Source organism: Pseudomonas sp. HMSC08G10, from assembly GCF_001808425.1.
GTDB lineage: Bacteria > Pseudomonadota > Gammaproteobacteria > Pseudomonadales > Pseudomonadaceae > Aquipseudomonas > Aquipseudomonas guariconensis.
This window is the reverse complement of sequence record NZ_KV793306.1, coordinates 311,627-337,868: the sequence shown is the minus strand read 5'-3', so window position 1 is coordinate 337,868 and position 26,242 is coordinate 311,627. Positions and strand designations below refer to the sequence as shown.

Annotated in this window: 21 protein-coding genes, 4 tRNA genes and 1 pseudogene (2 of these 26 cut by a window edge); 2 read left to right on the top strand and 24 right to left on the bottom strand. The window is 62.6% G+C overall.

All coding sequences use genetic code 11. The features are described from left to right. The 17 genes and pseudogenes from HMPREF3173_RS11990 to leuC all read right to left on the bottom strand — a co-directional run. Positions 1-30 (bottom strand) — tRNA-OTHER (locus HMPREF3173_RS11990); it reaches 52 nt to the left of the window's first position. A 78-nt stretch (positions 31-108) separates the two neighbouring features. Beyond that, positions 109-184: transfer RNA gene (locus HMPREF3173_RS11985), tRNA-Val, on the bottom strand. A gap of 229 nt (positions 185-413) precedes the next feature. Next, complete coding sequence (locus HMPREF3173_RS11980) at positions 414-1,187, bottom strand: SDR family oxidoreductase (protein ID WP_070573317.1); 774 nt, start codon at positions 1,185-1,187, stop codon at positions 414-416. Then, positions 1,184-2,395: an O-succinylhomoserine sulfhydrylase gene (locus HMPREF3173_RS11975; protein ID WP_043206813.1), complete on the bottom strand. Its 1,212-nt coding sequence runs from the start codon at positions 2,393-2,395 to the stop codon at positions 1,184-1,186. Before HMPREF3173_RS11975 ends, HMPREF3173_RS11980 begins: the two co-directional genes overlap by 4 nt. Before the next feature lie 15 nt (positions 2,396-2,410). Next, positions 2,411-3,916 (bottom strand): amidophosphoribosyltransferase, encoded by a 1,506-nt coding sequence (gene purF / locus HMPREF3173_RS11970; protein ID WP_043206817.1) that lies wholly within the window; start codon positions 3,914-3,916, stop codon positions 2,411-2,413. Between the two features lie 42 nt (positions 3,917-3,958). Next, a complete protein-coding gene (locus tag HMPREF3173_RS11965) occupies positions 3,959-4,513 on the bottom strand; it encodes a CvpA family protein (protein WP_043206819.1) in 555 nt (184 codons plus the stop codon). A 155-nt stretch (positions 4,514-4,668) separates the two neighbouring features. After that, on the bottom strand, positions 4,669-5,355 hold the full coding sequence (locus HMPREF3173_RS11960; protein WP_070573315.1) for an SPOR domain-containing protein: 687 nt from the start codon (positions 5,353-5,355) through the stop codon (positions 4,669-4,671). Beyond that, positions 5,339-6,642, bottom strand: a pseudogene (gene folC / locus HMPREF3173_RS11955) (bifunctional tetrahydrofolate synthase/dihydrofolate synthase). Before folC ends, HMPREF3173_RS11960 begins: the two are co-directional and overlap by 17 nt. Further along, positions 6,642-7,535: an acetyl-CoA carboxylase, carboxyltransferase subunit beta gene (gene accD / locus HMPREF3173_RS11950; protein ID WP_043206823.1), complete on the bottom strand. Its 894-nt coding sequence runs from the start codon at positions 7,533-7,535 to the stop codon at positions 6,642-6,644. The pseudogene folC and the gene accD overlap by 1 nt, the downstream one beginning before the upstream one ends. A 251-nt stretch (positions 7,536-7,786) precedes the next feature. After that, positions 7,787-8,407, bottom strand: coding sequence for a phosphoribosylanthranilate isomerase (locus HMPREF3173_RS11945; protein ID WP_070573313.1), 621 nt, complete (start codon positions 8,405-8,407; stop codon positions 7,787-7,789). 60 nt (positions 8,408-8,467) lie between these two features. Further along, entirely contained in the window at positions 8,468-9,322 is an 855-nt protein-coding gene (truA, locus tag HMPREF3173_RS11940) for a tRNA pseudouridine(38-40) synthase TruA (protein WP_070573311.1), read from the bottom strand. Positions 9,323-9,492: 170 nt separating this feature from the next. Beyond that, the gene (locus HMPREF3173_RS11935; RefSeq protein WP_070573309.1) at positions 9,493-12,174 is read right to left on the bottom strand and encodes a FimV/HubP family polar landmark protein; all 2,682 of its coding nucleotides are present in this window, start codon (positions 12,172-12,174) and stop codon (positions 9,493-9,495) included. 71 nt (positions 12,175-12,245) lie between these two features. Next, positions 12,246-13,250, bottom strand: a complete 1,005-nt coding sequence (locus tag HMPREF3173_RS11930; RefSeq protein ID WP_070573307.1) for an aspartate-semialdehyde dehydrogenase — start codon at positions 13,248-13,250, stop codon at positions 12,246-12,248. A gap of 268 nt (positions 13,251-13,518) precedes the next feature. Next, positions 13,519-14,631 carry an aspartate-semialdehyde dehydrogenase gene (asd, locus tag HMPREF3173_RS11925; protein WP_043206838.1) on the bottom strand — a complete coding sequence of 371 codons (1,113 nt, stop codon included), beginning with the start codon at positions 14,629-14,631 and terminating at the stop codon, positions 13,519-13,521. 64 nt (positions 14,632-14,695) lie between these two features. Continuing rightward, positions 14,696-15,778 carry a 3-isopropylmalate dehydrogenase gene (gene leuB / locus HMPREF3173_RS11920; protein WP_043206840.1) on the bottom strand — a complete coding sequence of 361 codons (1,083 nt, stop codon included), beginning with the start codon at positions 15,776-15,778 and terminating at the stop codon, positions 14,696-14,698. Between the two features lie 116 nt (positions 15,779-15,894). Continuing rightward, positions 15,895-16,539, bottom strand: a complete 645-nt coding sequence (gene leuD / locus HMPREF3173_RS11915) for a 3-isopropylmalate dehydratase small subunit (RefSeq protein ID WP_043206841.1) — start codon at positions 16,537-16,539, stop codon at positions 15,895-15,897. After that, complete coding sequence (gene leuC / locus HMPREF3173_RS11910; RefSeq protein WP_043206843.1) at positions 16,536-17,969, bottom strand: 3-isopropylmalate dehydratase large subunit; 1,434 nt, start codon at positions 17,967-17,969, stop codon at positions 16,536-16,538. Before leuC ends, leuD begins: the two co-directional genes overlap by 4 nt. Positions 17,970-18,100: 131 nt before the next feature. Here leuC and HMPREF3173_RS11905 point away from each other — a divergent pair, with 131 nt between their 5' ends. Both HMPREF3173_RS11905 and HMPREF3173_RS11900 read left to right on the top strand, forming a co-directional pair. Continuing rightward, on the top strand, positions 18,101-18,979 hold the full coding sequence (locus HMPREF3173_RS11905) for a LysR family transcriptional regulator (RefSeq protein ID WP_070573306.1): 879 nt from the start codon (positions 18,101-18,103) through the stop codon (positions 18,977-18,979). A gap of 60 nt (positions 18,980-19,039) precedes the next feature. Next, entirely contained in the window at positions 19,040-22,339 is a 3,300-nt protein-coding gene (locus HMPREF3173_RS11900) for a PAS domain S-box protein (protein ID WP_070573305.1), read from the top strand. 69 nt (positions 22,340-22,408) lie between these two features. On the opposite strand, the gene HMPREF3173_RS11895 is transcribed toward HMPREF3173_RS11900, so the two are convergent. The 7 genes from HMPREF3173_RS11895 to HMPREF3173_RS11865 form a co-directional block, all read right to left on the bottom strand. Further along, positions 22,409-22,852, bottom strand: coding sequence for an Hsp20 family protein (locus HMPREF3173_RS11895; protein ID WP_043215803.1), 444 nt, complete (start codon positions 22,850-22,852; stop codon positions 22,409-22,411). 172 nt (positions 22,853-23,024) lie between these two features. After that, positions 23,025-23,999, bottom strand: coding sequence for a tRNA dihydrouridine synthase (locus HMPREF3173_RS11890; protein ID WP_070573303.1), 975 nt, complete (start codon positions 23,997-23,999; stop codon positions 23,025-23,027). 50 nt (positions 24,000-24,049) lie between these two features. Next, positions 24,050-24,484: an acyl-CoA thioesterase gene (locus HMPREF3173_RS11885; RefSeq protein WP_070573301.1), complete on the bottom strand. Its 435-nt coding sequence runs from the start codon at positions 24,482-24,484 to the stop codon at positions 24,050-24,052. Between the two features lie 44 nt (positions 24,485-24,528). Further along, positions 24,529-25,362 carry an alpha/beta fold hydrolase gene (locus HMPREF3173_RS11880; protein WP_070573298.1) on the bottom strand — a complete coding sequence of 278 codons (834 nt, stop codon included), beginning with the start codon at positions 25,360-25,362 and terminating at the stop codon, positions 24,529-24,531. A gap of 25 nt (positions 25,363-25,387) precedes the next feature. Further along, positions 25,388-25,927, bottom strand: a complete 540-nt coding sequence (locus HMPREF3173_RS11875) for a TetR/AcrR family transcriptional regulator (RefSeq protein WP_070573296.1) — start codon at positions 25,925-25,927, stop codon at positions 25,388-25,390. Between the two features lie 167 nt (positions 25,928-26,094). Further along, positions 26,095-26,170 (bottom strand) — tRNA-Glu (locus tag HMPREF3173_RS11870). A gap of 43 nt (positions 26,171-26,213) precedes the next feature. Beyond that, positions 26,214-26,242 (bottom strand) — tRNA-OTHER (locus tag HMPREF3173_RS11865); it runs 51 nt beyond the window's last position.

Below are 26,242 nucleotides of genomic sequence, written 5' to 3'. Positions count from 1 at the left end.
CGGTATTCTAACCGACTGAACTACCGCTGCGCATATGGACTTGCGTCCGGTTCCTCTCAATTAGGAAGCTTCTTACGAAGTCTCCTGGGTCAGGAACATCTCAGGAAGTGGTGGGTGATGACGGGATCGAACCGCCGACCCTCTGCTTGTAAGGCAGATGCTCTCCCGGCTGAGCTAATCACCCTCGCAGTGTTGCTTGGTGCGTTTGCTTCGCTGAGGCCGCGAAATTTACGCAGGTACCGAAGCTAAGTCAATAGCCCCATTGGATTTTTTTCAAAAAGCCCGAAAAAGCTGCAAGCTGCGAGTGGCAAGCGACAAGGAAACGCCTGCCGCTGTAGCAAGTAGTCCTGTCCCACAAATGACGAAGGGACCTCACGGTCCCCTCTTGCAGCTTGTGGCTAAAAGCCTGCAGCTCAGGTGTAGATCATTTTGCGGCTCATCCCGCCATCGACCACGAACTCCTGGCCGGTGACGAACCCTGCCTGGCGTGACAACAGCCAGGCCACCAACGCCGCGACATCCTCCACCGTCCCTACCCTGCCCGCAGGATGCTGGGCATGATCAGCCTCGGCCAGCGGCTCGGCACGGCGCTGGGAAGGATCCCGGGCGTCGATCCAGCCAGGGCTGACCGCATTGACGCGAATCTCCGGCCCAAGGCTCATGGCCAGTGCATGGGTCAACGCCAACAGGCCACCCTTGCTCGCCGCATAGGCCTCGGTGTCCGGCTCTGACTGCCGGGCCCGGGTGGATGTCAGGTTGACAATGGCCCCGCCATGGGCGCGCAGGTAGGGCGCACAATGCTTGGCCAGCAGCATCGGCCCGTTGAGGTTGACCGCCAGTACCCTGTTCCACTGGGACAGGGACAAGCTCTCGAGGGTCTGATTGTGTGGATTGGCGATAGCCGCATTGCAGACCAAGGCATCCAGACGGCCGAACTGCGCCAGCACCTCAGAGACGCCAGCGCTGACCTGGGCCTCGTCGGCGACATCCATCGACACGAACCAGGCATTGTCGCCCAGGGCCTTGGCCACTTTGGAACCCCGCACGCGGTCTAGGTCGCTGAGCACCACCTGCCAACCTTCGCAGATCAGCCAAGCGGCGATGCCCAGTCCGATGCCGCGAGCGGCACCGGTGACCAAGGCGACCCGACCATTGTGGCCCGGCTCACCGCCCTTCCAGTCGATCACAGCGCCGCCAGACCGCGGGCCAGATCGGCTTGCAGGTCAGCCACGTCTTCCAGGCCGACAGCGACGCGGATCAGGCTGTCGCGGATGCCTGCGGCTTCACGCTCCTGCGGCGTCAGACGCCCATGGGAAGTGGTAGCAGGGTGAGCGATGGTAGTTTTGCTGTCACCCAGGTTGGTGGTGATGGAGATCACGCGGGTCGCATCGATGAAACGCCACGCGCCCTCTTTGCCCCCCTTGACCTCGAAGCTGACCACCGCGCCGAAGCCACTCATCTGGCGCTTGGCCAGTTCGTGTTGCGGATGGCTCGGCAGGCCGGCGTAGTGAACCTTTTCCACGCCCTCCTGCTTCTCCAGCCACTCGGCCAGTGCTTGGGCACTTTCGCAGTGGGCGCGCATACGCAGCTTTAGCGTTTCCAGACCTTTGGTGAAGATCCACGCGTTGAACGGGCTGAGCGTCGGGCCGGCGGTCCTCAGGAAGCCCACCACTTCTTTCATCTGCTCGCTGCGCCCAGCCACCACGCCACCCATGCAACGGCCCTGGCCGTCGATGAACTTGGTCGCGGAGTGGAAGACGATATCGGCACCGAGCTTGAGCGGCTGCTGCAATGCTGGGGTACTGAAGCAGTTATCCACCACCAGCATCGCGCCACGGGCGTGGGCGATTTCGGCCAGTGCGGCGATATCGACCAGTTCGGCCAGCGGGTTAGACGGTGACTCGACAATCAGCAGCTTGGTGTTGGCCTTGATGGCCTTTTCCCACCCGCTGAGGTCGACCAACGGCACGTAGTCCACCTGCACGCCGAAACGCTTGAAATACTTCTCGAACAGGCTGATGGTCGAGCCGAACACGCTCTGCGACACCAGCACATGATCACCGGCGCTGCACAGGGACATCACGACGGCCAGGATCGCCGCCATGCCGGTGGAGGTACCCACGGCCTGCTCGGCGCCTTCCATGGCCGCCAGACGTTCCTCGAAAGCGCGTACTGACGGGTTGGTGTACCGCGAATAGACGTTGCCGGGTGTTTCGCCAGCAAAGCGCGCAGCCGCATCGGCGGCCGTGCGGAAGACATAACTGGAGGTCAGGAACAGCGCTTCGCTGTGCTCGGCTTCCGGTGTACGGTTCTGACCGGCGCGCACCGCCAGGGTGTCGAAACCGACACCCTCGAGGTCACTGTCCAGTCGACCGGCATCCCATTGATCGGTCATGCCGTCGCTCCCAAATCAGTTGTTGTAGAGGTCGATGATCGCGCTGACAGCCTGATTCTTCGCCTTGGCCAAATCGTTGCGCTGCTGCTCGATACGCTCAAGGTAGGCTTCGTCGATGTCGCCGGTGACGTATTCACCATTGAACACCGCGCAATCGAAGTGCTCGATCTTGATCTTGCCGCCACCGACCGATTCGATCAGGTCAGGCAGGTCCTGGTAGACCAGCCAGTCGGCGCCGATCAACTCGGCCACCTGTTCGGTGGTACGGTTGTGGGCGATCAGTTCGTGAGCGCTCGGCATGTCGATGCCGTAGACGTTGGGATAGCGCACCGCGGGGGCCGCGGAGCAGAAGTAGACATTCTTGGCACCGGCTTCGCGGGCCATCTGGATGATCTGCTTGCAGGTGGTGCCGCGCACGATGGAGTCGTCCACCAGCATCACGTTCTTGCCGCGGAATTCCAGCTCGATGGCATTGAGCTTCTGGCGCACCGATTTCTTGCGTGCGGCCTGGCCGGGCATGATGAAGGTCCGGCCGATATAACGGTTCTTGACGAAGCCTTCGCGGAACTTCACACCCAGGTGGTTGGCCAGCTCCAAGGCAGCGGTACGGCTGGTGTCCGGGATCGGGATGACCACGTCGATGTCGTGATCGGGGCGCTCACGCTGGATCTTCTCGGCCAGCTTCTCACCCATGCGCAGGCGCGCCTTGTACACCGAGACGCCGTCCATGATCGAGTCCGGGCGGGCCAGGTAGACATGTTCGAAAATGCACGGCTGAAGTTTAGGGTTGTTGGCGCACTGCTTGGTGAACAGCTGGCCTTCCTCGGTGATGTACACCGCTTCGCCCGGCGCCAGGTCACGGATCAGGGTGAAACCGAGCACATCCAGGGCAACGCTTTCGGAGGCAATCATGTACTCGACGCCCTCGTCGGTATGACGCTGACCGAACACGACCGGACGGATACCGTTGGGGTCACGGAAGCCGACGATGCCGTAGCCGGTAACCATCGCCACCACAGCGTAGCCACCGACACAGCGGCTGTGCACGTGGGAGACTGCGGCGAACACGTCTTCCTCGGTCGGCTGCAGCTTGCCGCGCACGGCCAGCTCATGAGCGAACACGTTGAGCAGCACTTCCGAGTCGGAGTTGGTGTTGACGTGGCGCAGATCCGATTCGTAGATCTCCTTGGCCAGTTGCTCGACGTTGGTCAGGTTGCCGTTGTGCGCCAGAGTGATGCCATAGGGCGAGTTGACATAGAACGGCTGAGCCTCGGCCGAGGTGGAGCTGCCCGCGGTCGGGTAGCGGACATGGCCAATGCCCATGTGACCGACCAGGCGCTGCATGTGGCGCTGCTGGAAGACATCACGTACCAGGCCGTTATCCTTGCGCAGGAACAACCGGCCGTCGTGGCTGGTCACGATACCGGCAGCGTCCTGGCCGCGGTGCTGGAGCACGGTTAGCGCGTCATACAGCGCCTGATTGACGTTCGACTTACCGACGATACCGACGATGCCACACATGCGACGCAACCCCTACTTTGATGAAACTTGATTGAAAAGCGCTCAAGGCCTGGTGGGCCCGAGCAACTGTTCCTTGAACGGAAGATCAGCCGGTGCGCTGATCCCACTGGACATCCATTGACCGGTGAACCCCAGAATCAGGTTCTTGGACCAGTCAGCGACCAATAGAAATTGTGGTATCAGGCGCGATTCCTGCCACCACGGATCCTGTTGTACCGGCCCCAGGCTCAACAGCCCAATAGCCACCACCACCAGCAAGGCCCCGCGCGCAGCTCCGAAGGCCATGCCGAGGAAACGATCGGTGCCGGACAGCCCGGTCACGCGAATAAGCTCGCCGATAAGGAAGTTGATCATGGCCCCCACCAGCAAGGTGGCGACGAAAAGAATGGCACAGCCGGCAATGATGCGTGCCGATGGCGTCTGGATATAGCTTTCAAGATACTGCGAAAGGGAGCCGCCGAACATCCAGGCGACCGCACCGGCAATGATCCAGATGAGCAGGGACAAGGCTTCCTTGACGAAGCCGCGCTTGAGACTGATCAGTGAGGAAATGGCGATGATCGCGATGATCGCCCAATCGACCCAGGTAAATGCCACGGTGTTGCCTGCCGACGTTTGAGGCGGCGCATTTTACCAGAGCGGCGGGTTTGGGGTAAGCGGAATGTCAGCCCATGTAGGGCGACTTTGCCTCTGGCGACGCAGGTCCGGGTGCAAGCCTGCGCAGCCGGGACAGGCTGCGCAGGCATTCTGGATCAGTTGCGCTCTGGCTGGAAGCGCACCACAAAGCCCTTGAGGTTGTGCTGGCGATTGATCACATCCCGCAGGCGCTCAGCCTCGGCCCGCTCGATCAGTGGCCCGACATAGACACGATTCATGCCGTCTGCAGCACGGATATAGGCGTTGTAGCCCTGGCTGCGCAGGGTTTTTTGCAGGTTGTCGGCGCCAGCGCGATTGGAAAGACTGGCCAACTGGATCGACCAGCTCACCGGCAGACCATTGACGTCGACCTTGGAGGGCGCGGCTGGCTTGGTAGTGCTGGCTGTCGCTGCAGATGCAGGCGTGGCGGCCGGACGCGTCTCGGCCTTCGGCGCGGGCGCCGGTGCAGGCTTGGGAGCTGGCGCCTGGGCGGCCTGGGTCGGGGATGGCGTGATCGGCTGGCTCGGCGTGGTCATCGGCGCACTGGATTCGTTGACCACCACAGGTGGCTGCTCCGGCACCGGCTCCGACACGTCGGGCAATGGCTGGGGTTCCGGTACCTGCACAGGCTCGACCTGCACCTGCGGCAAGCTCGGCATGGCAGGCGCCTCAGGCGCCTCGACACGCACTTGACGCATCTCGTCTTCGCGGGTGAACAGCATCGGCAGGAAAATCACCGCCAACGCCACCAGCACCAACGCACCCACCATGCGCTGCTTGATCCCTTTATCCAGCACTGCCATCTACTCCTCCGGAGCTTGCCGCTCTAGCCATTCCAGGGCTTGGCCAACACAGAAAAACGAACCGAACAGCAGGATCTGATCGTCCGCCGTCGCCTGCGCGCATTGCCCCTCAAGGGCCGCATCGATGCTGGAATAAGACTTCACCGCTGCACCGACGTTCGTCAAGGCTGCCACCAGCTCCGCGGCCGGACGACTGCGTGGCGTTTGCAGCGGTGCCACCGCCCATTCATCGACAACGCCCTTGAGCGGCGCGATCACGCCCTCCAGATCCTTGTCGGCGAGCAGGCCGAACACAGCCAGGCGACGCCCCTTGATCGGGCGCGCGGCCAAACGGGCAGCCAGATATTCGGCAGCATGGGGGTTGTGCCCCACATCCAGCAACAGCTCAAGACGCTGGCCTTGCCACTGCACCGTGCGGCGGTCCAGACGACCGGTAACCTGGGTATCGAGCAGCGCCTGGCATAGCTGCCCAGCCTCGAAAGGCAAGCCCATCAGCAAATAGGCCTGCAGCGCCAGGGCGGCATTCTCCATCGGCAGGTCAAGCAAAGGCAGGTCATGCAGCTCCACGCTGCTGCCGTCGAGCCGGCTGCCACGCCACTGCCAGTGCTGGTCGGTGGTTGCAAGATCGAAATCGCGCCCCCGGAGGAGGAACGGGCAAGCAAGTTCGCGCGCCTTGTCCAGCAAAGGCTGTGGCGGGTTCAGATCGCCACACAGGGCCGGCTTGCCCTGACGGAAGATCCCCGCCTTTTCAAAGGCAACGGATTCGCGGGTATTGCCCAGGTAATCGGCGTGATCCACGCCGATGCTGGTGACCAACGCCAGGTCCGCGTCGATCAGGTTGACCGCATCCAGACGGCCACCCAGGCCGACCTCGAGCACCACGGCATCCAGCGCGGACTGCTGGAACAGCCAGAACGCCGCCAGCGTACCCATCTCGAAGTAGGTCAGGGAAATCTCGCCACGGGCCGCCTCCACGGCAGCGAACGCCTCGCACAGGCGTTCATCGCTGGCGTCGGCTCCGTCGATGCGCACCCGCTCGTTGTAACGCAACAAGTGAGGCGAGCTGTACACGCCGACTTTAAGCCCCTGCGCCCGGAGCAGTGATGCCACGAATGCGCAGGTCGAGCCTTTGCCGTTGGTACCGGTGACCGTCACCACCCGGGGCGCCAGCTTGCCTAACCCGAGTCGCGCCGCCACCTGCTGCGAACGCTCCAGCCCCATGTCGATGGCCGATGGGTGCAACTGCTCGAGGTAGGCGAGCCAGTCACCCAGAGTGCGAGTGCTCATCACGCGACGGCAGCCGCCTCAAGGGCTTGCGCCGGAGTCGCCTGGCCGGTCATCTGGGCCAGTAGGCGGGCAAGACGCGGACGCAGCTCGCCACGGGAGATAATTAGATCGATGGCACCGTGCTCGAGCAGGAATTCGCTGCGCTGGAAGCCTTCCGGCAGCTTCTCGCGGACGGTCTGCTCGATCACGCGAGGACCGGCGAAGCCGATCAGCGCCTTCGGCTCACCGACGATAACGTCGCCGAGCATCGCCAGGCTTGCGGAAACACCGCCGTAGACCGGGTCGGTCAGTACCGAGATGAACGGAATGCCTTCTTCCCGCAGGCGGGCCAGCACAGCCGAGGTCTTGGCCATCTGCATCAGCGAAATCAGGGCCTCTTGCATGCGCGCGCCGCCCGAGGCGGAGAAGCAGACCATCGGGCAGCGGTTTTCCAGGGCGTAGTTGGCGGCACGTACGAAGCGCTCGCCCACGATGGCGCCCATGGAGCCCCCCATGAAGGAGAACTCGAAGGCGCTGACCACGATCGGCATGCCCATCAGGGTGCCGCTCATGGAAATCAGCGCGTCCTTCTCGCCAGTCTGCTTCTGGGCTGCAGTCAGGCGATCCTTGTACTTCTTGCCGTCACGGAATTTAAGGCGATCCACAGGCTCGAGGTCAGCCCCCAGCTCGGCACGCCCCTCGGGATCGAGGAAGATGTCGATACGAGCACGTGCGCCGATGCGCATGTGGTGGTTGCACTTGGGGCAGACATCCAGGGTCTTTTCCAGCTCCGGACGATACAGCACGGACTCGCATGCCGGGCACTTGTGCCACAGGCCCTCAGGCACCGAGCTCTTCTTCACCTCGGAACGCATGATCGAAGGGATCAGTTTGTCGACTAACCAGTTGCTCATGCTTTCTTTCTCCAGTATCGGTGGGCGGGGGCCGGTCTGGCCGGCCATGCCCTGCCCTTGAGCTCATGTTCTTCAATGAAACGATGATGACCCGGTCCGGGGCCCGCATTGAAGCGGAGCCGACCTGGCGGTCGGGCCATCGTCAATCTGTCATGCCGGCGATCCGCCCCACCTGTCCAAGGGACAGGCTTGGCAGCACCGGGCTGCGAAAGCTATGGACGATGCCGCGCGGGCAGCCGTCACATCCATCGTCACGCCTGTTTCACCGCACGCATGAAGGCTTCGATCTTCGCCGCGTCCTTGATGCCCTTGGCCTGCTCCACCCCGCCGCTGACATCCACGGCGTAGGGGCGCACCTGAGCGATGGCCTGACCGACGTTGTCCGCGGACAGGCCACCGGCCAAGATGATCGGCTTGCTCAGCGAAGCAGGTACCAGCGACCAGTCGAAGGCCTCGCCAGTACCGCCCGGCACGCCTGGCACGTAGGTGTCCAGGAGAATACCTCGAGCCCCTGCATAGTGTTGGCAGGCAGCATTCAGGTCATCGCCAGGGCGCACCCGCAGCGCTTTGATCCAGGGCCGATGGTAACCCTCGCAATCGGCCGGGGTTTCGTCGCCGTGGAACTGTAGCAGGTCCAGCGGCACCACCTCGAGAATCTCGTTGAGCTCGCACCGCGATGCATTGACGAACAAGCCCACCGTAGTCACGAACGGTGGCAGCTCGGCGATGATCGCCCGCGCCTGGCGCACATCCACCGCACGCGGGCTCTTGGCATAAAAGACCAAGCCGATAGCATCGGCACCGGCTTCGGCGGCCGCCAGGGCGTCCTCGATGCGGGTAATCCCGCAGATCTTGCTGCGAACGTTGCTCATGGACGGCGGACCTTGAGTGGGCGGTTAAAGGCCGGATGGTAGCAAATGACGTTTCGCCCGTCAGTCTGCCAATGCTTCGTACCCGGTGAGAAAGTGTGGGCCGATGTAACGTTGCGGCAAGGCGAAGGCCTCGGGGTATTCCACCTGGACCAGATACAGGCCGTAGGGGTGGGCCGTTACCCCGCCCTCGCGACGATTGCGTCCTTCGAGCACCTCGCGCGCCCAGGTCACGGGGCGTTCGCCCGCACCGATGGTCATCAGCACACCGGCGATGTTACGCACCATGTGATGGAGGAACGCCGTGGCGCGAACGTCCAGCACGATCATCTTGCCGTGGCGGGTGACGCGCAGGTGATAGATGTGCTTGATCGGCGACTTGGCCTGGCACTGGCTGGCCCGGAACGCGCTGAAGTCATGGGTCCCCAGCAGGAACTGCGCCGCCTCGGCCATGCGCTCGACATCCAGCGGCCGATGGTTCCAGGTGACCTCCTCGGCCAGGTGCGCGGGGCGGATCGGGTCGTTGTAGATGACATAACGATAGCGCCGTGCCACGGCCTTGAACCGGGCATGGAAATTCGCAGGCATCGGCCGCGCCCAGGTGACACTGATGTCGTTGGGCAGATTGAAATTGGTGCCCATGGTCCAGGCGCGCTCATCGCGCACCGCGCGGGTATCGAAATGAACGATCTGGCCACAGCCATGCACTCCGGCGTCGGTGCGCCCGGCACAGATCACTGAGATTGGCTCGTTGGCCACCGTCGACAGCGCTTGCTCCAAGGCTTGCTGGACGCTTGGCACGCCACTAGCCTGGCGCTGCCAGCCACGGTAGCGCGAGCCTTTGTATTCCACGCCCAAGGCGATGCGGGAGTAGCCTTCGGCTGCCGATTCGGCTGCCTCGATGTCGTTGATGTCCAAGAACCTGAAACCTGTGGATGGAACGAAAGGCCGGCATTATAACGGCAACGGCAGCCACAAGGGCTGCCGTTATCGGGGGATCGGCCGTATTACAGCGGCGCTATCTTGACAGGCGGGCCCGCCCCACCTGTGCTGCGCGCGTGGGAATGGGCCAGGCCTCGGGAAGGTCACTACACCAGGCGCGAAAGCATCTCCTCGGCTTCCTGGCGCTGGTTGTCATCACCATCCTTGACCACTTCGTCGAGGATGTCCCGCGCGCCTTGGTGGTCGCCCATGTCGATGTAAGCGCGAGCAAGATCCAGCTTGGTCGCCACTTCGTCAGCGCCGGAGAAGAAGTCGAAGTCCAGGTCATCCAGCGGATCAAGCTCCTGGGCGGCATCTTCGGCGGTGAAATGCGGCTCGAGCGAAGGCGACTCAAGGCTCTGGGAAAGCTTGTCCAGCTCGGCGTTGACGTCATCGAGCTCCGAGGCAAAGCTCTTGGCCGCAGGCGACTCATCGTCCAGCGACAGGGACAGGTCGAAGTCTTCCGGCAGTTCCAGTTCGGAGATTGGATCGAACTCTGGAATCTCGTCGAAGGCTGCCAACTCGGCCGCCACATCCACCGGTGCCTCTTCGGCCTCCACTGGAGCAGGCTCCGGCGACTGCGCCTCGCCAATGTCCAGATCGAAGTCGGCCAGATCGTCCAGGCTTTGTGGTTCGGTCTGGACCTGGGCCTGCTCGAGCAAGGCTTCGAAATCTTCGTCGGCATCGGTCTGGGGTGCGACAGGTTCGGCGCTGTCCAGAACGGGTTCTTCGGCGACCACGGGCTCTTGCGGCAGCTCAAGCGCCGCATCCGCAGGAAGGTCATCATCCAAGCTGAGATCGAAGGCGCTGTCCAGATCGCTTTCATCGATCGCTGGCGCCTCGATGATCGCGTCCTGCTCAGGCTCCGGCTGTGGCTCCGACCCGACCTGGGTAACGGCTTCTGGCTCGGGCTCTGGCGCAGGCTTGCCTTCAGCGACCTCATCCGTGCTTTCCTGCAGCAGGTCCTGAACGTACTGCGCGTCCATTTCGGCAGCCAGGGCTGCGGCACCAAGGCCTGCAGCGGCCACTGCAACCATCGCCGGGAAACGCTCTTTGAGCGACTCGACTTCGGCCTTGTTCTGCTCGGTCGGCGCCAGTTGGCGCTCCTCGTTGGCGAACGCGTTCTGATCGCCCTGGCGGGCATAGACTTCCATCAGCTTAAGACGCAGGTCGCCGCGCTCGGGGTGAGCGGCCAGCGCCGGCTCGAGCAAGTCAGCGGCGTGGTTCAGACGGCCTTGCGCCAAGCTCTGGTCGACCTCGACCAGCAGACCGGCCAACGGATCGGTCACTGGCGCAGGCGCAATTGTGGGGGCAGGCTCCGGTGCCGGTGCAGCCGGTTTCTCCGCGGCAACGGCAGCCGCTGCGGAGGCTGCGACCACGGCCGGAGACAGCGTCACGCTAGGCGCCGACACATCCAGGTCATCGAAACTGCCCGGCGGCATGTTCAGGTCAGGGCCACGCTCATTCTCCTCAGCCAGAGCCCGCGCCATGCGCAGGTGTTTCTCGGCTTCCTGCTGAGCCTTGCGCTTGCGCGCCAGAAGCAGCAGCAACAACAGCAACACCAGGAAAGTCGAACCGGCCAGCAACCCTAGCAACAGCGGGTTGCCGAGCAGCTCGTCGAGCACGCCTTGATAAGGGGTTTCCTTGACCACAGGCGCCGTGTCCACCGCTGCCGGCGCCGGCTCGACCACGGGCTCGGCCGGCGTCAGCTGGGCATTGACCGCAGGCTGCGCAGGGGCTGGCTCGCCTGGCAAGGCCGTCGCAGTAGGGGGCTGCGCTGCAGCACCCTGGGCTTCGAGGCGGGCCAGTTGATCGTTCTTGAGCTGAATCAGACGCTGCAACTTGTCCAGCTGGCTCTGCAGGTCTGCCATGCGGCTTTTGAGTTCTTCGTTGTCACGTCGGCTGGTGTCGAGGCTCTCCTGAGCCACCGCCAGCTTGTCGCTGAGCGCCTTGGCATCGCCCGCAGCGCCCTTGGCATCCGGGCTGACCAGGCGCAGGTTGTCACCTTGGGCGATGCGCGCCGGTGCGGCCTCGGCAGCGCCTCGGCGGGTCGCGTCCAGCTGACGGGCTCGCGGCCCCAGGCGTCGACCTTCACGCCAGGCAGCGTACTGCTCGGCAACTTCGCGAATGGCCTCGCCCTGTGGAATGTTCTGGATTTGCTGCTGGTCAGGCAGGCGCAGCACCTGCCCGACCTTGAGCTGGTTGATGTTGTTGCCGATGAAAGCATCCGGATTCAAGGCCTGGATAGCCAACATGGTCTGCTGGACCGAGCCGCCCTGGGTGTTACGCGCGGCAATCTGCCAAAGCGTATCGCGCCGCTTGGTGGTGTAGCGACCCGCGCCACTGACCGCCGGTGCGATACCAGCGGCGGAGGCCGCCTCGCCCTGGGCCTTAGGCTGATCGAGCAGCATGTTGTAGTCACGCAGCAGGCGACCTTGAGGCCACATCACCTGGACCAGGAATTTCACCACCGGTGCCGGCAGCGGCTGGCTGGAAGTCACCCGCAACACACTCTTACCGTTTGGGTTGATCACCGGCGTGAAAGTCAGGTCTTCGAGGTAGGAAGGGTAAGGCACCCCAGCCTTGGCGAATTCTTCCGGCGGTGCCAGGCTCGGCGCCACTTCGGCGGTGGTGAGGTCACGCACGTCGAGCAGTTCGATCTCGGCGTCCAGCGGCTGGTTCTGCGCCGACTTGAGGGTCAGCTCACCCAACCCGAGGGCATTGGCCATGCCCGACGACAGCGCCGAGGCTGCTGCCATGGCCAGAACCAGTTTGCGAATTCGAAGCATGACCTCTTCCCTTCTAAGAATCGTCCCTAGACCTGCGTGTGGTGTAGGACAAAAGTACGCGCCAGTATCTTTTACACCATGTCTTTTATCAACAATCCGGCCACTTGCACGGCGTTAAGGGCGGCCCCTTTGCGCACGTTATCGGTCGTCAGCCAAAGGTTGAGTTGTTCCTGCTCGTCGATGCCATGGCGTACACGACCAACATAGACCACGTCTTGCCCCACTGCGTCGCCGACAGCCGTCGGATAATCATCCAGCTCGACCAGCTCGATACCTTGTGCAGCCTCGAGCGCCTCATTGACCGCGACCAGGTCGACCGGGCGACGGCTCTGCACCGCCACACTGAAGCTATCGCCATAAAACACCGGGACTTGAACGCAGCTCACGGAGATTTTCAGCGCCGGCAGGTCGAGCAGCACACGCAACTCATCGACCAAACGCCGCTCCAGGCTGGTATGACCGTGCTCGTCGGCGGCACCGACCCGCGCCAACACATTGAAAGCGACCTGACGATCGAAGAAGCGCGGCTCCAGCGGCCTGGCATTGAGCAGTTCGGCAGTCTGGCGGGCCAGTTCGCTCACCGCCTCCCGACCTTGGGCCGACACGGCCAGGCTAGCCATCACCTGTACCCGCTCGATGTCGAGCAAGCCTTTGAGCGGGGCCAGCGCCACCGCCAGCGCGACGGCCGCGGCACTGGGGCTGGCAATCAGCGCGGGATGCTTGAGCTGGGCAACCTTGTCCCCGTTGGCTTCCGGGACCAAAGCCAATGCCTGCTCCAGTCCTCCGGACAGGTCGATGACCGAGCAACCGGCCTGCTGGGCCTTAGGAGCAAAACTACGGGTGACCGCGGGGCTTGCGGCGAAGAACGCCAGCTTGACCTGAGAGAAGTCGAAACTGTCGACCTCCCGGACGCGCAGTTTCTTGCCCGCGAACATCATGTTGCTGCCAGCGGATTCCATACTGGCCAGCAAGTGCAGGGTAGCGACGGGGAATTCGAGTTCCTCGAGGATCTGGACGAGGGTTTCGCCGACGCTGCCGGTGGCGCCGATGATGGCGATGTCTATGGGCTGGGGCATGGTTGGGTCCTTCTGGTGGAACTTAGGGTGCGGCACTTTACTTGGATTGGGCGATGGGGAGTAGTTTTGCTTGGGCTTGGGCGTTTGGAGTTTTGAGCATATCCATTTTTTGTGGGGGCGCCACTGGCGCTTTGCGCCTTTACGGCGCAATGGTGAACTAGCGTCACACTATCAAGTGGAGATGCCCTCCACCTCGCAACACCAACACCCACCCCAAAAACAGAAAACCCACGCCAGGCGTGGGTTCTCGGTCAAAGCAAAGGTGCGATCAACGCTCCAGCAGAATCCGCAACATGCGACGCAGCGGCTCGGCAGCGCCCCACAGCAGCTGGTCACCGACCGTGAAGGCCCCCAGGTACTGCGAACCCATGTTCAGCTTGCGCAGACGGCCAACCGGCACGTTCAGGGTGCCAGTCACCTTGGTCGGGCTCAGTTCCTGCATGCTGATCTCACGCTGGTTCGGCACCAGCTTCACCCATGGGTTGTGCTGGCTGATCATGCCTTCGATATCCGCCAGCGGCACGTCTTTGTTCAGCTTGATGGTCAGCGCCTGGCTGTGGCAACGCATAGCGCCGATGCGCACGCAGATGCCGTCGACCGGGATCGGGTTCTTGAAGCGTCCCAGGATCTTGTTGGTCTCAGCCTGGGCTTTCCATTCCTCACGGCTCTGGCCGTTAGGCAGCTCTTTGTCGATCCAGGGGATCAGGCTGCCTGCCAGCGGTACGCCGAAGTTCTCGGTCGGGAAGGCTTCGCCGCGCATGGTCTCGGCAACCTTGCGGTCGATGTCAAGGATGGCACTGGCCGGGTTGGCCAGGTCATCAGCGACCGCCGCATGGATACCCCCCATCTGCTTGATCAGCTCGCGCATATTCTGCGCACCGGCGCCGGAGGCGGCCTGGTAGGTCATGGCGCTCATCCACTCGACCAGGCCCGCTTCGAACAGACCACCCAAGCCCATCAACATCAGGCTGACAGTGCAGTTGCCGCCGATGTAGTTCTTGGTGCCGGCGTCGAGCTGCTGGTCGATGACTTTGCGGTTGACCGGATCAAGGATGATCACGGCGTCATCCTGCATGCGCAGGGACGAAGCAGCGTCGATCCAGTAACCCTGCCAGCCGGCTTCACGCAGCTTGGGGAAGACTTCGTTGGTGTAGTCGCCACCCTGGCAGGTCAGGATAACGTCGAGGGTCTTGAGCTCTTCAATGCTATAGGCGTCCTTGAGCGGAGCAATGTCCTTGCCCACATTCGGACCCTGGCCACCCACGTTGGACGTGGTGAAGAACACCGGCTCGATGAGGTCGAAATCCTGCTCCTCCAGCATCCGCTGCATGAGCACGGAACCGACCATACCTCGCCAACCGATCAGACCTACACGTTTCATCGCAACTACACCTTTGCTAAAAGTGGGCCGCCATCGAAGGGAAGACGATGGCGGGCCAGAGAGATTACAGATTCCGCAGCGCTGCGACTACTGCGTCGCCCATTTCCTGCGTACCTACCTTGCTGCAGCCGGCCGACCAAATGTCGCCGGTACGCAGGCCCTGATCCAATACCACGCTGACAGCCTTCTCGATCGCGTCGGCGGCAACCACCTGGTTGAAGGTGTAGCGCAGCATCATCGACACCGACAGAATGGTCGCGAGCGGGTTGGCAATGCCAAGGCCTGCGATGTCCGGCGCCGAACCGTGGCAAGGCTCGTACATGCCTTTGTTGTTGGCATCGAGGGACGCAGACGGCAGCATGCCGATGGAACCGGTCAGCATGGAAGCTTCATCCGACAGAATGTCACCGAACATGTTGTCGGTCACCATCACGTCGAACTGCTTGGGCGCGCGGACCAGCTGCATGGCGGCATTGTCGACGTACATGTGGCTGAGTTCGACGTCCGGGTAATCCTTGGCCACCTCCTCGACCACTTCACGCCACAGTTGGCTGGAAGCGAGCACGTTGGCCTTGTCCACCGAGCACAGCTTCTTGCCGCGCACGCGGGCCATGTCGAAGCCGACGCGGGCAATGCGGCGCACTTCACTTTCGCTGTACGGCAGCGTGTCGTAGGCCTGGCGCTCGCCACCTTCCAGCTCGCGCTGACCACGTGGCGCACCGAAGTAGATACCGCCGGTGAGCTCGCGGACGATGAGGATATCCAGGCCCGCGACGATTTCCGGCTTGAGCGAGGAGGCATCGGCCAATTGCGGATAGAGGATGGCCGGGCGCAGGTTGGCGAACAGGCCCAGCTGCGAACGGATCTTGAGCAGGCCGCGCTCTGGACGGATATCACGCTCAAGCTTGTCCCACTTGGGCCCGCCGACCGCGCCGAGCAGCACGGCATCGGCCTTGCGTGCGCGCTCCAGGGTCTCGTCGGCCAGCGGAATGCCATGCTTGTCGATGGCGGCGCCGCCGATCACGTCGTGCTCCAGGGTGACGCCGAGCTGGAACTTGTCGTTGGCCAGCTCCAGCACCTTGACCGCCTCGGCCATGATTTCCGGACCGATACCATCACCTGGGAGAATCAGAATCTGCTTGCTCATGCTTTCCTCTATCCATTCGAACGGCGCGCCTGCTCGGCCCACCGAAAAAAACCGGCCCGGCGAACCGGCCCCTGCCTACATCGTTACAGGAGCCGCCTAGCCGGGCAATCCGCGTATCAGGCGTCGCGGAACAACCAAGGCTGACTGGCCCGGTGCTTGGCCTCGAACGCCTGGATGGCGTCACTGTCCTGCAAGGTCAGGCCGATGTCATCGAGGCCGTTGAGCAAGCAGTGCTTGCGGAAGGCATCGATCTCGAAATGCAGCACCTTGCCGTCTGGACGTGTCACGGCCTGGGCTTGCAGGTCGATGGTCAGTTGGTAGCCCGGGTTGGCTTCGACCTGCTTGAACAACTCATCGACTTCTTCGTCGCTGAGGATGATCGGCAACAGGCCGTTCTTGAAGCTGTTGTTGAAGAAGATATCGGCGAAGCTCGGTGCGATGACGCTACGGAAACCGTATTCGTCCAACGCCCACGGCGCGTGCTCGCGGCTCGAGCCGCAACCGAAGTTCTCCCGCGCCAGCAGCACGCTGGCTCCCTGGTAGCGCTCGTGGTTGAGCACGAACTCCTTGTTGAGCGGACGTTTGCTGTTGTCCTGGTAGGGCTGGCCTACATCCAGGTAACGCCACTCATCGAACAGGTTCGGACCGAAACCGGTGCGCTTGATCGATTTCAGGAACTGCTTGGGAATGATCTGGTCGGTGTCGACGTTGGCGCGATCCAATGGAGCGACAAGGCCGATGTGCTGGGTAAAGGCTTTCATGCTGCGCTCCCTTGGATCAACTCGCGGACATCGATGAAGTGACCGGTGACCGCGGCGGCGGCGGCCATGGCCGGGCTGACCAGGTGGGTACGACCTCCTGCGCCCTGACGGCCTTCGAAGTTGCGGTTGGAGGTCGAGGCGCAATGTTCGCCGCTTTCCAGGCGGTCCGGGTTCATCGCCAGGCACATGGAGCAGCCGGGCTCACGCCATTCGAAACCTGCCTCGATGAAGATCTTGTCCAGCCCCTCGCGCTCGGCCTGGGCTTTGACCAGGCCCGAGCCTGGCACCACCAAGGCTTGCTTGACGTTCGCCGCGACCTTGCGGCCCTTGGCGATCTCGGCGGCGGCGCGCAAGTCTTCGATGCGCGAGTTAGTGCAGGAACCGATGAACACACGGTCGAGCTTGATGTCGGTGATCGCCTGATTGGCGGCCAGGCCCATGTACTTGAGGGCGCGCTCGATGGAGCCACGCTTGATCAGGTCAGGCTCGGCAGCCGGATCCGGCACACGCTGATCGACGGCCAGGACCATCTCCGGCGAGGTGCCCCAGCTCACTTGCGGCTTGATCTGGGCAGCGTCCAGCTCAACGATGGTGTCGAACACGGCATCGGCATCGGAAACCAGCCCCTTCCAAGCCTCCACCGCCTGTTTCCACTGCTCGCCCTTGGGCGCGTACGGACGACCTTCGACATAAGCGATGGTAGTGTCATCCACAGCGACCAGCCCAACACGGGCACCGGCTTCGATGGACATGTTGCAGATGGTCATGCGGCCTTCCATGGACAGCGCGCGGATGGCGCTGCCAGCGAACTCCATCGCGTGGCCATTGCCGCCGGCGGTGCCGATCTTGCCGATCACAGCGAGGACAATGTCCTTGGCGGTCACGCCTGCAGGCAACTCGCCTTCGACGCGTACCAGCATGTTCTTCATTTTCTTGGCAACCAGGCACTGGGTGGCCAGCACATGCTCGACTTCCGAGGTGCCGATGCCATGGGCCAGCGCGCCGAAGGCGCCGTGGGTCGAGGTATGCGAGTCGCCGCAGACGACGGTCATGCCTGGCAAGGTGGCGCCCTGCTCGGGGCTGATGACATGCACGATGCCCTGACGTTCATCGTTCATCTTGAATTCGACGATGCCGTATTCGTCACAGTTCTCGTCGAGGGTCTGCACCTGCAGGCGCGACACTTCGTCGGCGATGGCTGCGATGCCGCCCTTGCGCTCTGGCGTGGTCGGCACGTTGTGGTCAGGGGTCGCGATGTTGGCATCGATACGCCATGGCTTGCGGTTGGCCAGACGCAGGCCTTCGAAGGCCTGGGGCGAAGTCACTTCGTGGATGATGTGACGATCGATGTAGATCAAGGACGAACCGTCGTCGCGCCGCTTGACTTCGTGCGCATCCCAGAGTTTGTCGTAGAGCGTTTTGCCAGACATCTGACTATTCCTCATCAGCGTATTTCTATGCCAATAACCCCTTGGCTTGTACGGTCGATGCTATGGGGTTAGATTGAATAACTCAAATTCATAATTTTTATGCTTTGGATAACCAATAGGAATTCTAAGCCGTGGACCTGGCCAACCTCAGTGCCTTCATCGCCATTGCCGAAACCGGAAGTTTTTCCGGTGCCGGGGAACGCCTGCACCTGACTCAGCCGGCTGTCAGCAAACGCATCGCCGGGCTCGAGCAGCAACTGGATGTGCGCCTGTTCGATCGCCTGGGTCGGGAAGTGACCTTGACCGAGGCCGGGCGCGCCCTGCTACCGCGCGCCTACCAGATCCTCAATGTCCTGGATGATACCCGACGAGCCCTGACCAATTTGACCGGTGAGGTAAGTGGTCGCCTGACCCTCGCCACTAGTCACCACATCGGCTTGCACCGCTTGCCCCCGCTATTGCGGGCTTTCACCCGCGAGCATCCGGCGGTGGCGTTGGATATTCAGTTCCTGGATTCGGAAGCGGCCTACGACGAGATTCTGCATGGGCGCGCAGAGATCGCGGTTATCACCCTGGCTCCCGAACCCCACCATCTGGTGCGTGCCGTGCCCGTCTGGGACGATGCACTGGATTTCGTCGCCGCACCGGAACACCCCTTGGCCAGCAACCGGCAGGTCAGCCTGGCCGATGTCGCCCGTCACCCGGCGGTATTTCCCGGCGGCAATACCTTCACCCACCATATCGTCCAGCGGCTGTTCGAAAGTCAGGGCCTGACGCCGAACATCGCCATGAGCACCAACTACTTGGAGACCATCAAGATGATGGTTTCCATCGGGCTTGCCTGGAGCGTGCTACCGCGCACCATGCTCGACGAGCAGGTTGCACCCATCGCCTTGCCCGGCATACAGCTGTCACGCCAGCTAGGCTACATTCTGCATACGGAACGCACGCTGTCGAACGCGGCCAAGGCCTTCATGGCGCTGCTCGACAGCCACGCAGCGACCGCCTGAGCGCAGTCGGCCGGTCATCCACACTACAGGGACGCGTCATCCGCCAAAGGTCTGGTACCGATGCCCAAATCAGCAAACCGTTTTCCGCGCCTGCCGCGCATCCACGCGGCAGCCCCCCAGGAGTCGGAGCAGACTTGGCAGAACGCTCCGCAACTGTTGGCCGCGCTCAATGGCGCGCGCCTGGGGGCGTGGTTGTGGGATATCGACAGTGGCCGGATCAGCTGGTCGCGGGCCACCCAGGCGCTGTTCGGCTTCGAACCTGATCGGCCCCTGCCCAACGACATCGACTACCTCGACCTGCTGCCCGAGGAGGACCGGGCCCGCACGCGCCAGATGTTCCAGGCCGTGGTCAATGGCGAACCCGTGGAACCGGCGATGCGCCATCGCATACGCTGGCCCGATGGCAGCGTGCATTGGCTGGAAGTCACAGGCAGCCTGACACACGCCCCTGACGGTCGTCCTCAAATGATCGGGGTCGTACGGGAAATCACCCGTCAACACGATCGGGAAACCGCACTGATCAACTCCGAGAAGCGCTTCGCCACGCTCTTTCACCTGAGCCCTAATGTCATTCTCTTGACCCGTCGCCAGGACGGCATGATCTTCGAGGTCAACCAGCACTTCGAAGACATGTTCGGCTGGCCCGGACACCAGGTCATCGGCAAGACCACCTTGGAGCTGGGGTTGTGGGTCAACCCTGAACTGCGCCATCAGGTGCTGGACAACACCCGAAACAGCAATGGCGGCCCACTGACCCTAGAGGTCCAGTTTCGCGCCAGCACCGGCAAGCTTCACGATGGCATCCTCTGCACCCAGAGTATCGAGCTCGAAGGCGTGACCTACCTGCTCAGCACCTTCGTCGATACCAGCGAACGCAAGCGCGCAGAACAAGCCCTCAAAGACAGCCAGGAACGCCTGGACCTGGCCCTGGATTCGGCGCAACTGGGCACCTGGGACTGGCACATCCCCAGCGGCATGCTCTACGGCTCGGCCCGCGCCGCACAGCTGCACGGCCTGCCCCCGGTGCCTTTCCACGAGTCGTTCGAGGCCTTCTTCGAAGGGGTCTCGGAGCACGAACGCAGCGTCATGCGCCAGACCTATCGCAGCCTGCGCGAGGGACCGGCGGGCAACTATCAGGTCACCTACCGCGTGCAACTGGACAACGGCCAGTCGCGTTACATCGAAAGCCGCGCCCGCCTCTATCGCGACGAACAGGGCAACCCCCTACGCATGGCCGGCACGTTGCTCGACATCACCGACCAAGTGGAACGCGAGCAGCGCTTGAGCGCCTCCGAGGAAAAATTCGCCAGCCTGTTCCAAGTCAGCCCTGACCCGATTTGCGTCACCCGCCAGGACAATGGCCAGTTCATCGAGATCAACCGCGCCTTTACCCAGACTTTCGGTTGGAGCGCCGAACAGGTCATCGGCCGCACTGCCGAACAGATCGGCCTGTGGGCGGAGTCGGCGAAACGGGCACAACGCATCGAGCAAGTGATCCGGGAACGGGCATTGAGCAATGTGGCGGTGGTAGTCAATCACCACAACGGCTCGTCGCTGACATGCGTCATCTCCAGTTGCCAGATCACCGTCGACAACCAGCCCTGCAGCGTCACGACCTTGCGCGACATCACCCAACAGCAGCGCGCCGAGGCGGCCCTCAAGGCCAGCGAAGAGAAATTCGCCAAGGCTTTCCACTCAAGCCCCGACGCCATCACCCTGACCGAGCGCTCGACAGGCCGCTACCTCGAAGTCAACGATGGTTTCTGCCGACTGACCGGTTACAGCAGCGCCGAAGTGATCGGACGCACGGTCTATGAGATCGGCATCTGGGCTGACGACAAGCAACGCGCCGCCCTGCTCACCGAGCTGCGCGAACGTGGCAGAGTGCACCACCGCGAAATGCTGGGTCGCAACAAACGCGGCGACATCCTCACCGTGGAGGTTTCGGTGGAGCCGCTGAGCCTCAACGAGGCCGATTGCCTGCTGCTCACTGCCCGCGATGTGAGTCAACTGAAGAACGCCCAGGCGCAGATCCGTCACCTGGCTTATCACGACCCGCTGACCAACCTGCCCAACCGTGCCTTGCTGATGGACCGCCTCAGCCAACAGATCGCCCTGCTCAAACGCCACAATCTGCGTGGCGCGCTGCTGTTCCTGGACCTTGACCATTTCAAGCACATCAATGATTCGCTCGGTCACCCGGTGGGCGATACGGTGCTCAAGATCATCACCGCGCGCCTGGAGGCTAGCGTACGCCTGGAGGACACAGTGGCCCGCCTGGGTGGCGACGAGTTCGTGGTACTGCTCAGCGGCCTGGAGGGCAGTCGCGATCAAGTGGAAGCGAAAGTCCGCGAATTGGCCGACACCCTGCGCGAACTGCTCGCCGAACCCATGTCCCTCGATGGCCAGCGCCTACAGGTCACGCCCAGCATCGGCGTGGCGCTGATACCCGACCACGGGGCGACACCCGCCGATCTGCTCAAGCGCGCAGACATCGCCCTGTATCGAGCCAAGGACTCCGGGCGCAACACCACACAACTGTTCCACACCAGCATGCAAAAGGCCGCCAGCGAACGCCTGCGCATGGAAACCGACCTGCGCCTGGCCTTGGCCCGCGGCGAACTCGCCCTGCACTTCCAGCCGCAAGTGGACGCCCGCGACAATCGTATCGTCGGTGCCGAGGTACTGCTGCGCTGGCATCACCCGCAACTGGGCCAGCAGCCACCATCGCAATTCATCCAGGTGCTTGAAGAGAGCGGCCTGATCCTTGAAGTGGGCAGCTGGATCCTTGACGAAGCCTGCGATGCCTGCGCGCGCATGCTCGAGGATGGACTGATCGATGCCGATGATTTCAGCCTGTGCGTGAATATCAGCCCCCGGCAGTTCCGTCAGAACGATTTCGTCGAACGGGTGCTGCGCAGCCTCGACGACTACCGCCTGCCACGGCGCATGCTGAAGCTGGAGATCACCGAAGGCATCGTCATCCAGAACCTGGAAGACACCATCAGCAAGATGCGCGAACTCAAGCGCTACGGGGTGAGCTTCGCCATGGACGACTTCGGCACCGGCTATTCTTCTCTGACCTACCTCAAGCGCCTACCCGTCGATGCCCTGAAGATCGACCAGACCTTCGTGCGGGACGCACCGATCGACCCCAACGATGCCGAGATTGTCCGCGCCATCGTGGCCATGGCCCGTAGCCTGGATCTGGCGGTGATCGCAGAAGGGGTCGAACAGTCCGATCAACTAGAGTTTCTCGAGCGCCAGGGTTGCTACCTCTACCAGGGCTACCTGCACAGCCGCCCGCTGCCCTTGCCAGAGTTTCGCCAGATGTTGATGGAGGCACCGGCGGATTATTGATTTTCCTGCCCGCATCATCAGATACAAAAAAAGGGCACCCGAGGGTGCCCTTTCTTCACTCTGCCGAACTTAGTTCAGCGCTGGCTGCTCGCCATTGATCGGGATGCGCTTTGGCTTGGCCTCTTCCGGCACGATGCGCAGCAAATCGATGCTGAGCAGACCGTTGGCCAGGCCCGCGGACTTCACTTCGATGTGGTCAGCCAGGCGGAAAGACAGCTTGAAGGCCCGTTGGGCAATGCCCTGGTGCAGATAGGTGACGCCTTCGGTGCTGTTGTCGCGCTTGCCACCGATAACGGTCAGGACGCCTTTTTCGACCTGCAGGTCGAGGTCCTGCTCCTGGAAACCGGCTGCGGCAACCACGATGCGATAGTGGTCATCGCCATGTTTCTCCACGTTGTAGGGAGGGTAGCTGCTACCCGCCTCGTTACGTGCCGCGGATTCGAACAGATCGTTGAAACGATCGAAACCAACGGAATGACGGAACAGTGGAGCGAGAGAGAAAGCGGTAGTCATGGTCATGAACTCCTGAGATTCAGCAAGTTAAGTCACTACGCGACCCGACTTCGGCATCGCGTACTCAAGAGATAGGGCCCGACAAGTGGGTTTCAAGAGGTCATCCAAAAATTTTTTTTGCCAAGCCATGCCCGCATGCGGCAGACGCGGGACCATCCGGCATGGCAAGTGCTCAGGCAACGCACGCGTCCAGCGCTAACGCCTGCTCCACACCTAGCAAACGGCTGATGCGCTGACAATCATCCTCACGCCGCAGTTCGGCAAACAGCACCACCGCCTCGGGATAACTACGGGTCAGCATGGCCAGCCACTGTTTCAAGCGCCCAGGCGCATAACGCGGCGACAGTTTGGCCTGAGCCTGACGCCAGAACTCACGCAGCAGCGGCATCAGGTCGTCCCAGGTCATCGGTCGGTAGTCCCGCCCGTCGCGAGCCGCGGCAATCTGCAAGCCCAGATCCGGCCGCGACACCAGACCACGGCCGAGCATGATGTCTTCGGCCCCGCTGACTTCGCGGCAACGCCGCCAATCATCGACGGTCCAGATTTCGCCGTTGGCGAACACCGGCACTTTCACCACATCCTGCACCCGCGCCACCCATTCCCAATGGGCCGGCGGCTTGTAGCCCTCAACCTTGGTCCGGGCGTGCACCACCAGATGCTCGGCTCCACCTTCGGCCAGCGCAGTGGCGCATTCCAGGGCACCGTCCGGACTGTCGAAGCCTAGCCGCATCTTGGCGGTCACCGGAATGTGGGCCGGCACCGCCCGACGAACCTCGTGGACGATGGCATGCAGCAACTCGGGCTCCTTGAGCAGCACCGCGCCACCTCGAGACTTGTTCACCGTCTTGGCCGGGCAACCGAAGTTCAGGTCGATCACCGGCGCGCCCAGCTCGCAGGCCAGCACGGCGTTGTCGGCCAGACAGGCCGGATCCGAACCCAGCAATTGCACGCGCATCGGCACCCCGGCAGCCGTCCGCGCGCCCTGGCGCAGCTCGGGTGCCAGCTTGTCGAACGACGAGGCCGGCAGCAGGCGATCACAGACACGGATGAACTCGGTGACACACCAGTCGATGCCGCCCACCCGGGTCAGGACGTCGCGCAGGATGTTGTCTACCAGCCCCTCCATGGGGGCCAGGGCAATTTGCATGTCAGGGTCTCGGCGAAAAAGGCGGCAGTCTAGCAAAAAAGACTGCCGGATCAGGCACCGGCCAGCGCCGGGCCGTAGCCTTCGATAAATTCTGCTGGCATGCGCTTGGGCTTGCCGCTGGACAACTCGATACAGGCAAAGGTGGTTTGCGCTCGCAACAGGGTGACACCGTCACGCGGGCGCTTGAGCTGAAAGCGGCGGGTCATGCGTAGGCGCTGGTCCCAGTCGATGATCCAGGTGCCCAATTGCAACTCGTCGTCTTCATAGGCGGCGGCGAGGTAGTCGATCTCGTGGCGGACCACGGCCATGGCACGGTCCAGGCGGCGGTACTCGGCCAGATCCAGCCCCAGCCGCTGCGAATGACGCCAAGCGCAACGCTCCAGCCAGGTGACGTAGACCGCATTGTTGGCATGGCCGAGGCCGTCGATGTCCTCGGTGCCGACGCGAAGATCAATGATGAATGGCGATGCCAGATCCCAGCTCATGCCCGCTCCCCTTGGTCAGTGATCGGGCAGAGTGTACCGGATGCTCAGGCGCTTTGCCGCGCTCCTTGTGACGTGCGCGCCAGCAGCTCAAGCACCGCCTGATTCACCCGCGGATCAGCTAGCACACGCTGATGCCCCCCCTCCTCCAACAACATCAGGCGGCTGTCGAACCAGGCGTTGTGGATGGCCTGAGCCTCACTGACCGGCACCAGGATATCGTCGCAGGCATGCACCACCAGGCCAGGCACGTCCAACTGATAGCCGCTGACATCCAGCCGCGAGATCTGCACGCCAACTTCCTGCTCGACCTGGCGGATGAACGCTGCTCTAGCCCGCGCCGGTAGCCCCAGGCGATGGGCAAAACCTCGCAATACACCAAGCAATTGCGCCGGCGCAGCGATGCTCACCGCGGCCTCGGCACGCAGCCCCCATTGCAGAGCCAGCAGCATACTGGCCCCGCCCATGGAATGCCCCACCACCGCACGCAGCGGCGGCAATTCGGCAGCCGCCTCCAGCAAGGCGCGGGCAAACAGCCCTACATGGGCATGTTGCCCGGGAGACCGCCCGTGACCCGGCCCCTCAAGTGACACCACGGTGTGCCCGGCCGATACGAGTGCCTCGATCAGGGCTGCGAACTGAGTGGGCCGACCTTCCCAACCGTGCATCATCAACACGGTCGGCCCCTTGCCCCAGCGCAAGGCCGAGAGCCCAAAACGCAGGGTGATGCGCTCGGCCCTGGCCAACAGGGGCAGTTCCCATTGCCGAGGCGGCAAAGGACGCGGGGTCATGAATGCGCGACGCATCTTGCCGGCGACATGCTCTGGGGCCAGGCGACCCAGAGTGCCATTGACGCCACGAATCCAACTCAGAGTAGTCATCACCTTGCTCCAGAGGTCGGTTAGCTCAGATCACCGCCGATTTGGCGGCGCGCAGGATACGGTCGGACAGCTCGCTATCACCCAAGGCCCGCGCCAAGGTCAATCCGCCAATCATCAGGGATAGATCGGCAAAGGCCTTGTCGACGTCTTCCGGGCGATCAACCATTTGCGCGGTCATCAGCTCGAGGTGCTCGGCCAACACCTCACGGAAGGTTTCGGGCAGGCGCTGCATCTCGCTCAGGGCAGTGGGCAGTGGACAGGCGTGCTCATGGGCATCGCGGTGCTTGCGCGACAAGTAGAACGCTGCCACCAGCGCACGTCGCCCTGCCCCATCGACGCTCGGGTCCACTTGGGCAAGCAAGGCTCGGCGCTCACAAAGCAACTGGCGAAAGGCCTCGAGCATCAGCTCGTCCTTGCTGTCAAAATGGGCGTAGAAGCCCCCGACCGTCAGCCCGGCGGCCCCCATCACCTGACTTACGCTAGGGTCGGCAGGGCCTTGTTGAATCAAGGCACTGCGGGCTGCCGCCAGGATGCGCTCGCGGGTCTTGCTCTTCTTGTCACTCATGGCAACCTCGGGAATATTATGATCGGAATATTATTCCCATAATATTTTTTTGCAAGCAGAAAACCGCCATCCCGTCTGGATGACTGAAATTTTTTCGAGGCAGAAAAACAAAAGGCCCATTCAATATGCGAATGAGCCTTTAAAGTCCCGCAAAACGCGGGTAAAAGTGGCGTCCCCTAGGGGACTCGAACCCCTGTTACCGCCGTGAAAGGGCGGTGTCCTAGGCCACTAGACGAAGGGGACGTGAACCTTCGTGCAGATCCGCTGATGCAGACCTTGGCAGAATTGGTGGAGCTAAGCGGGATCGAACCGCTG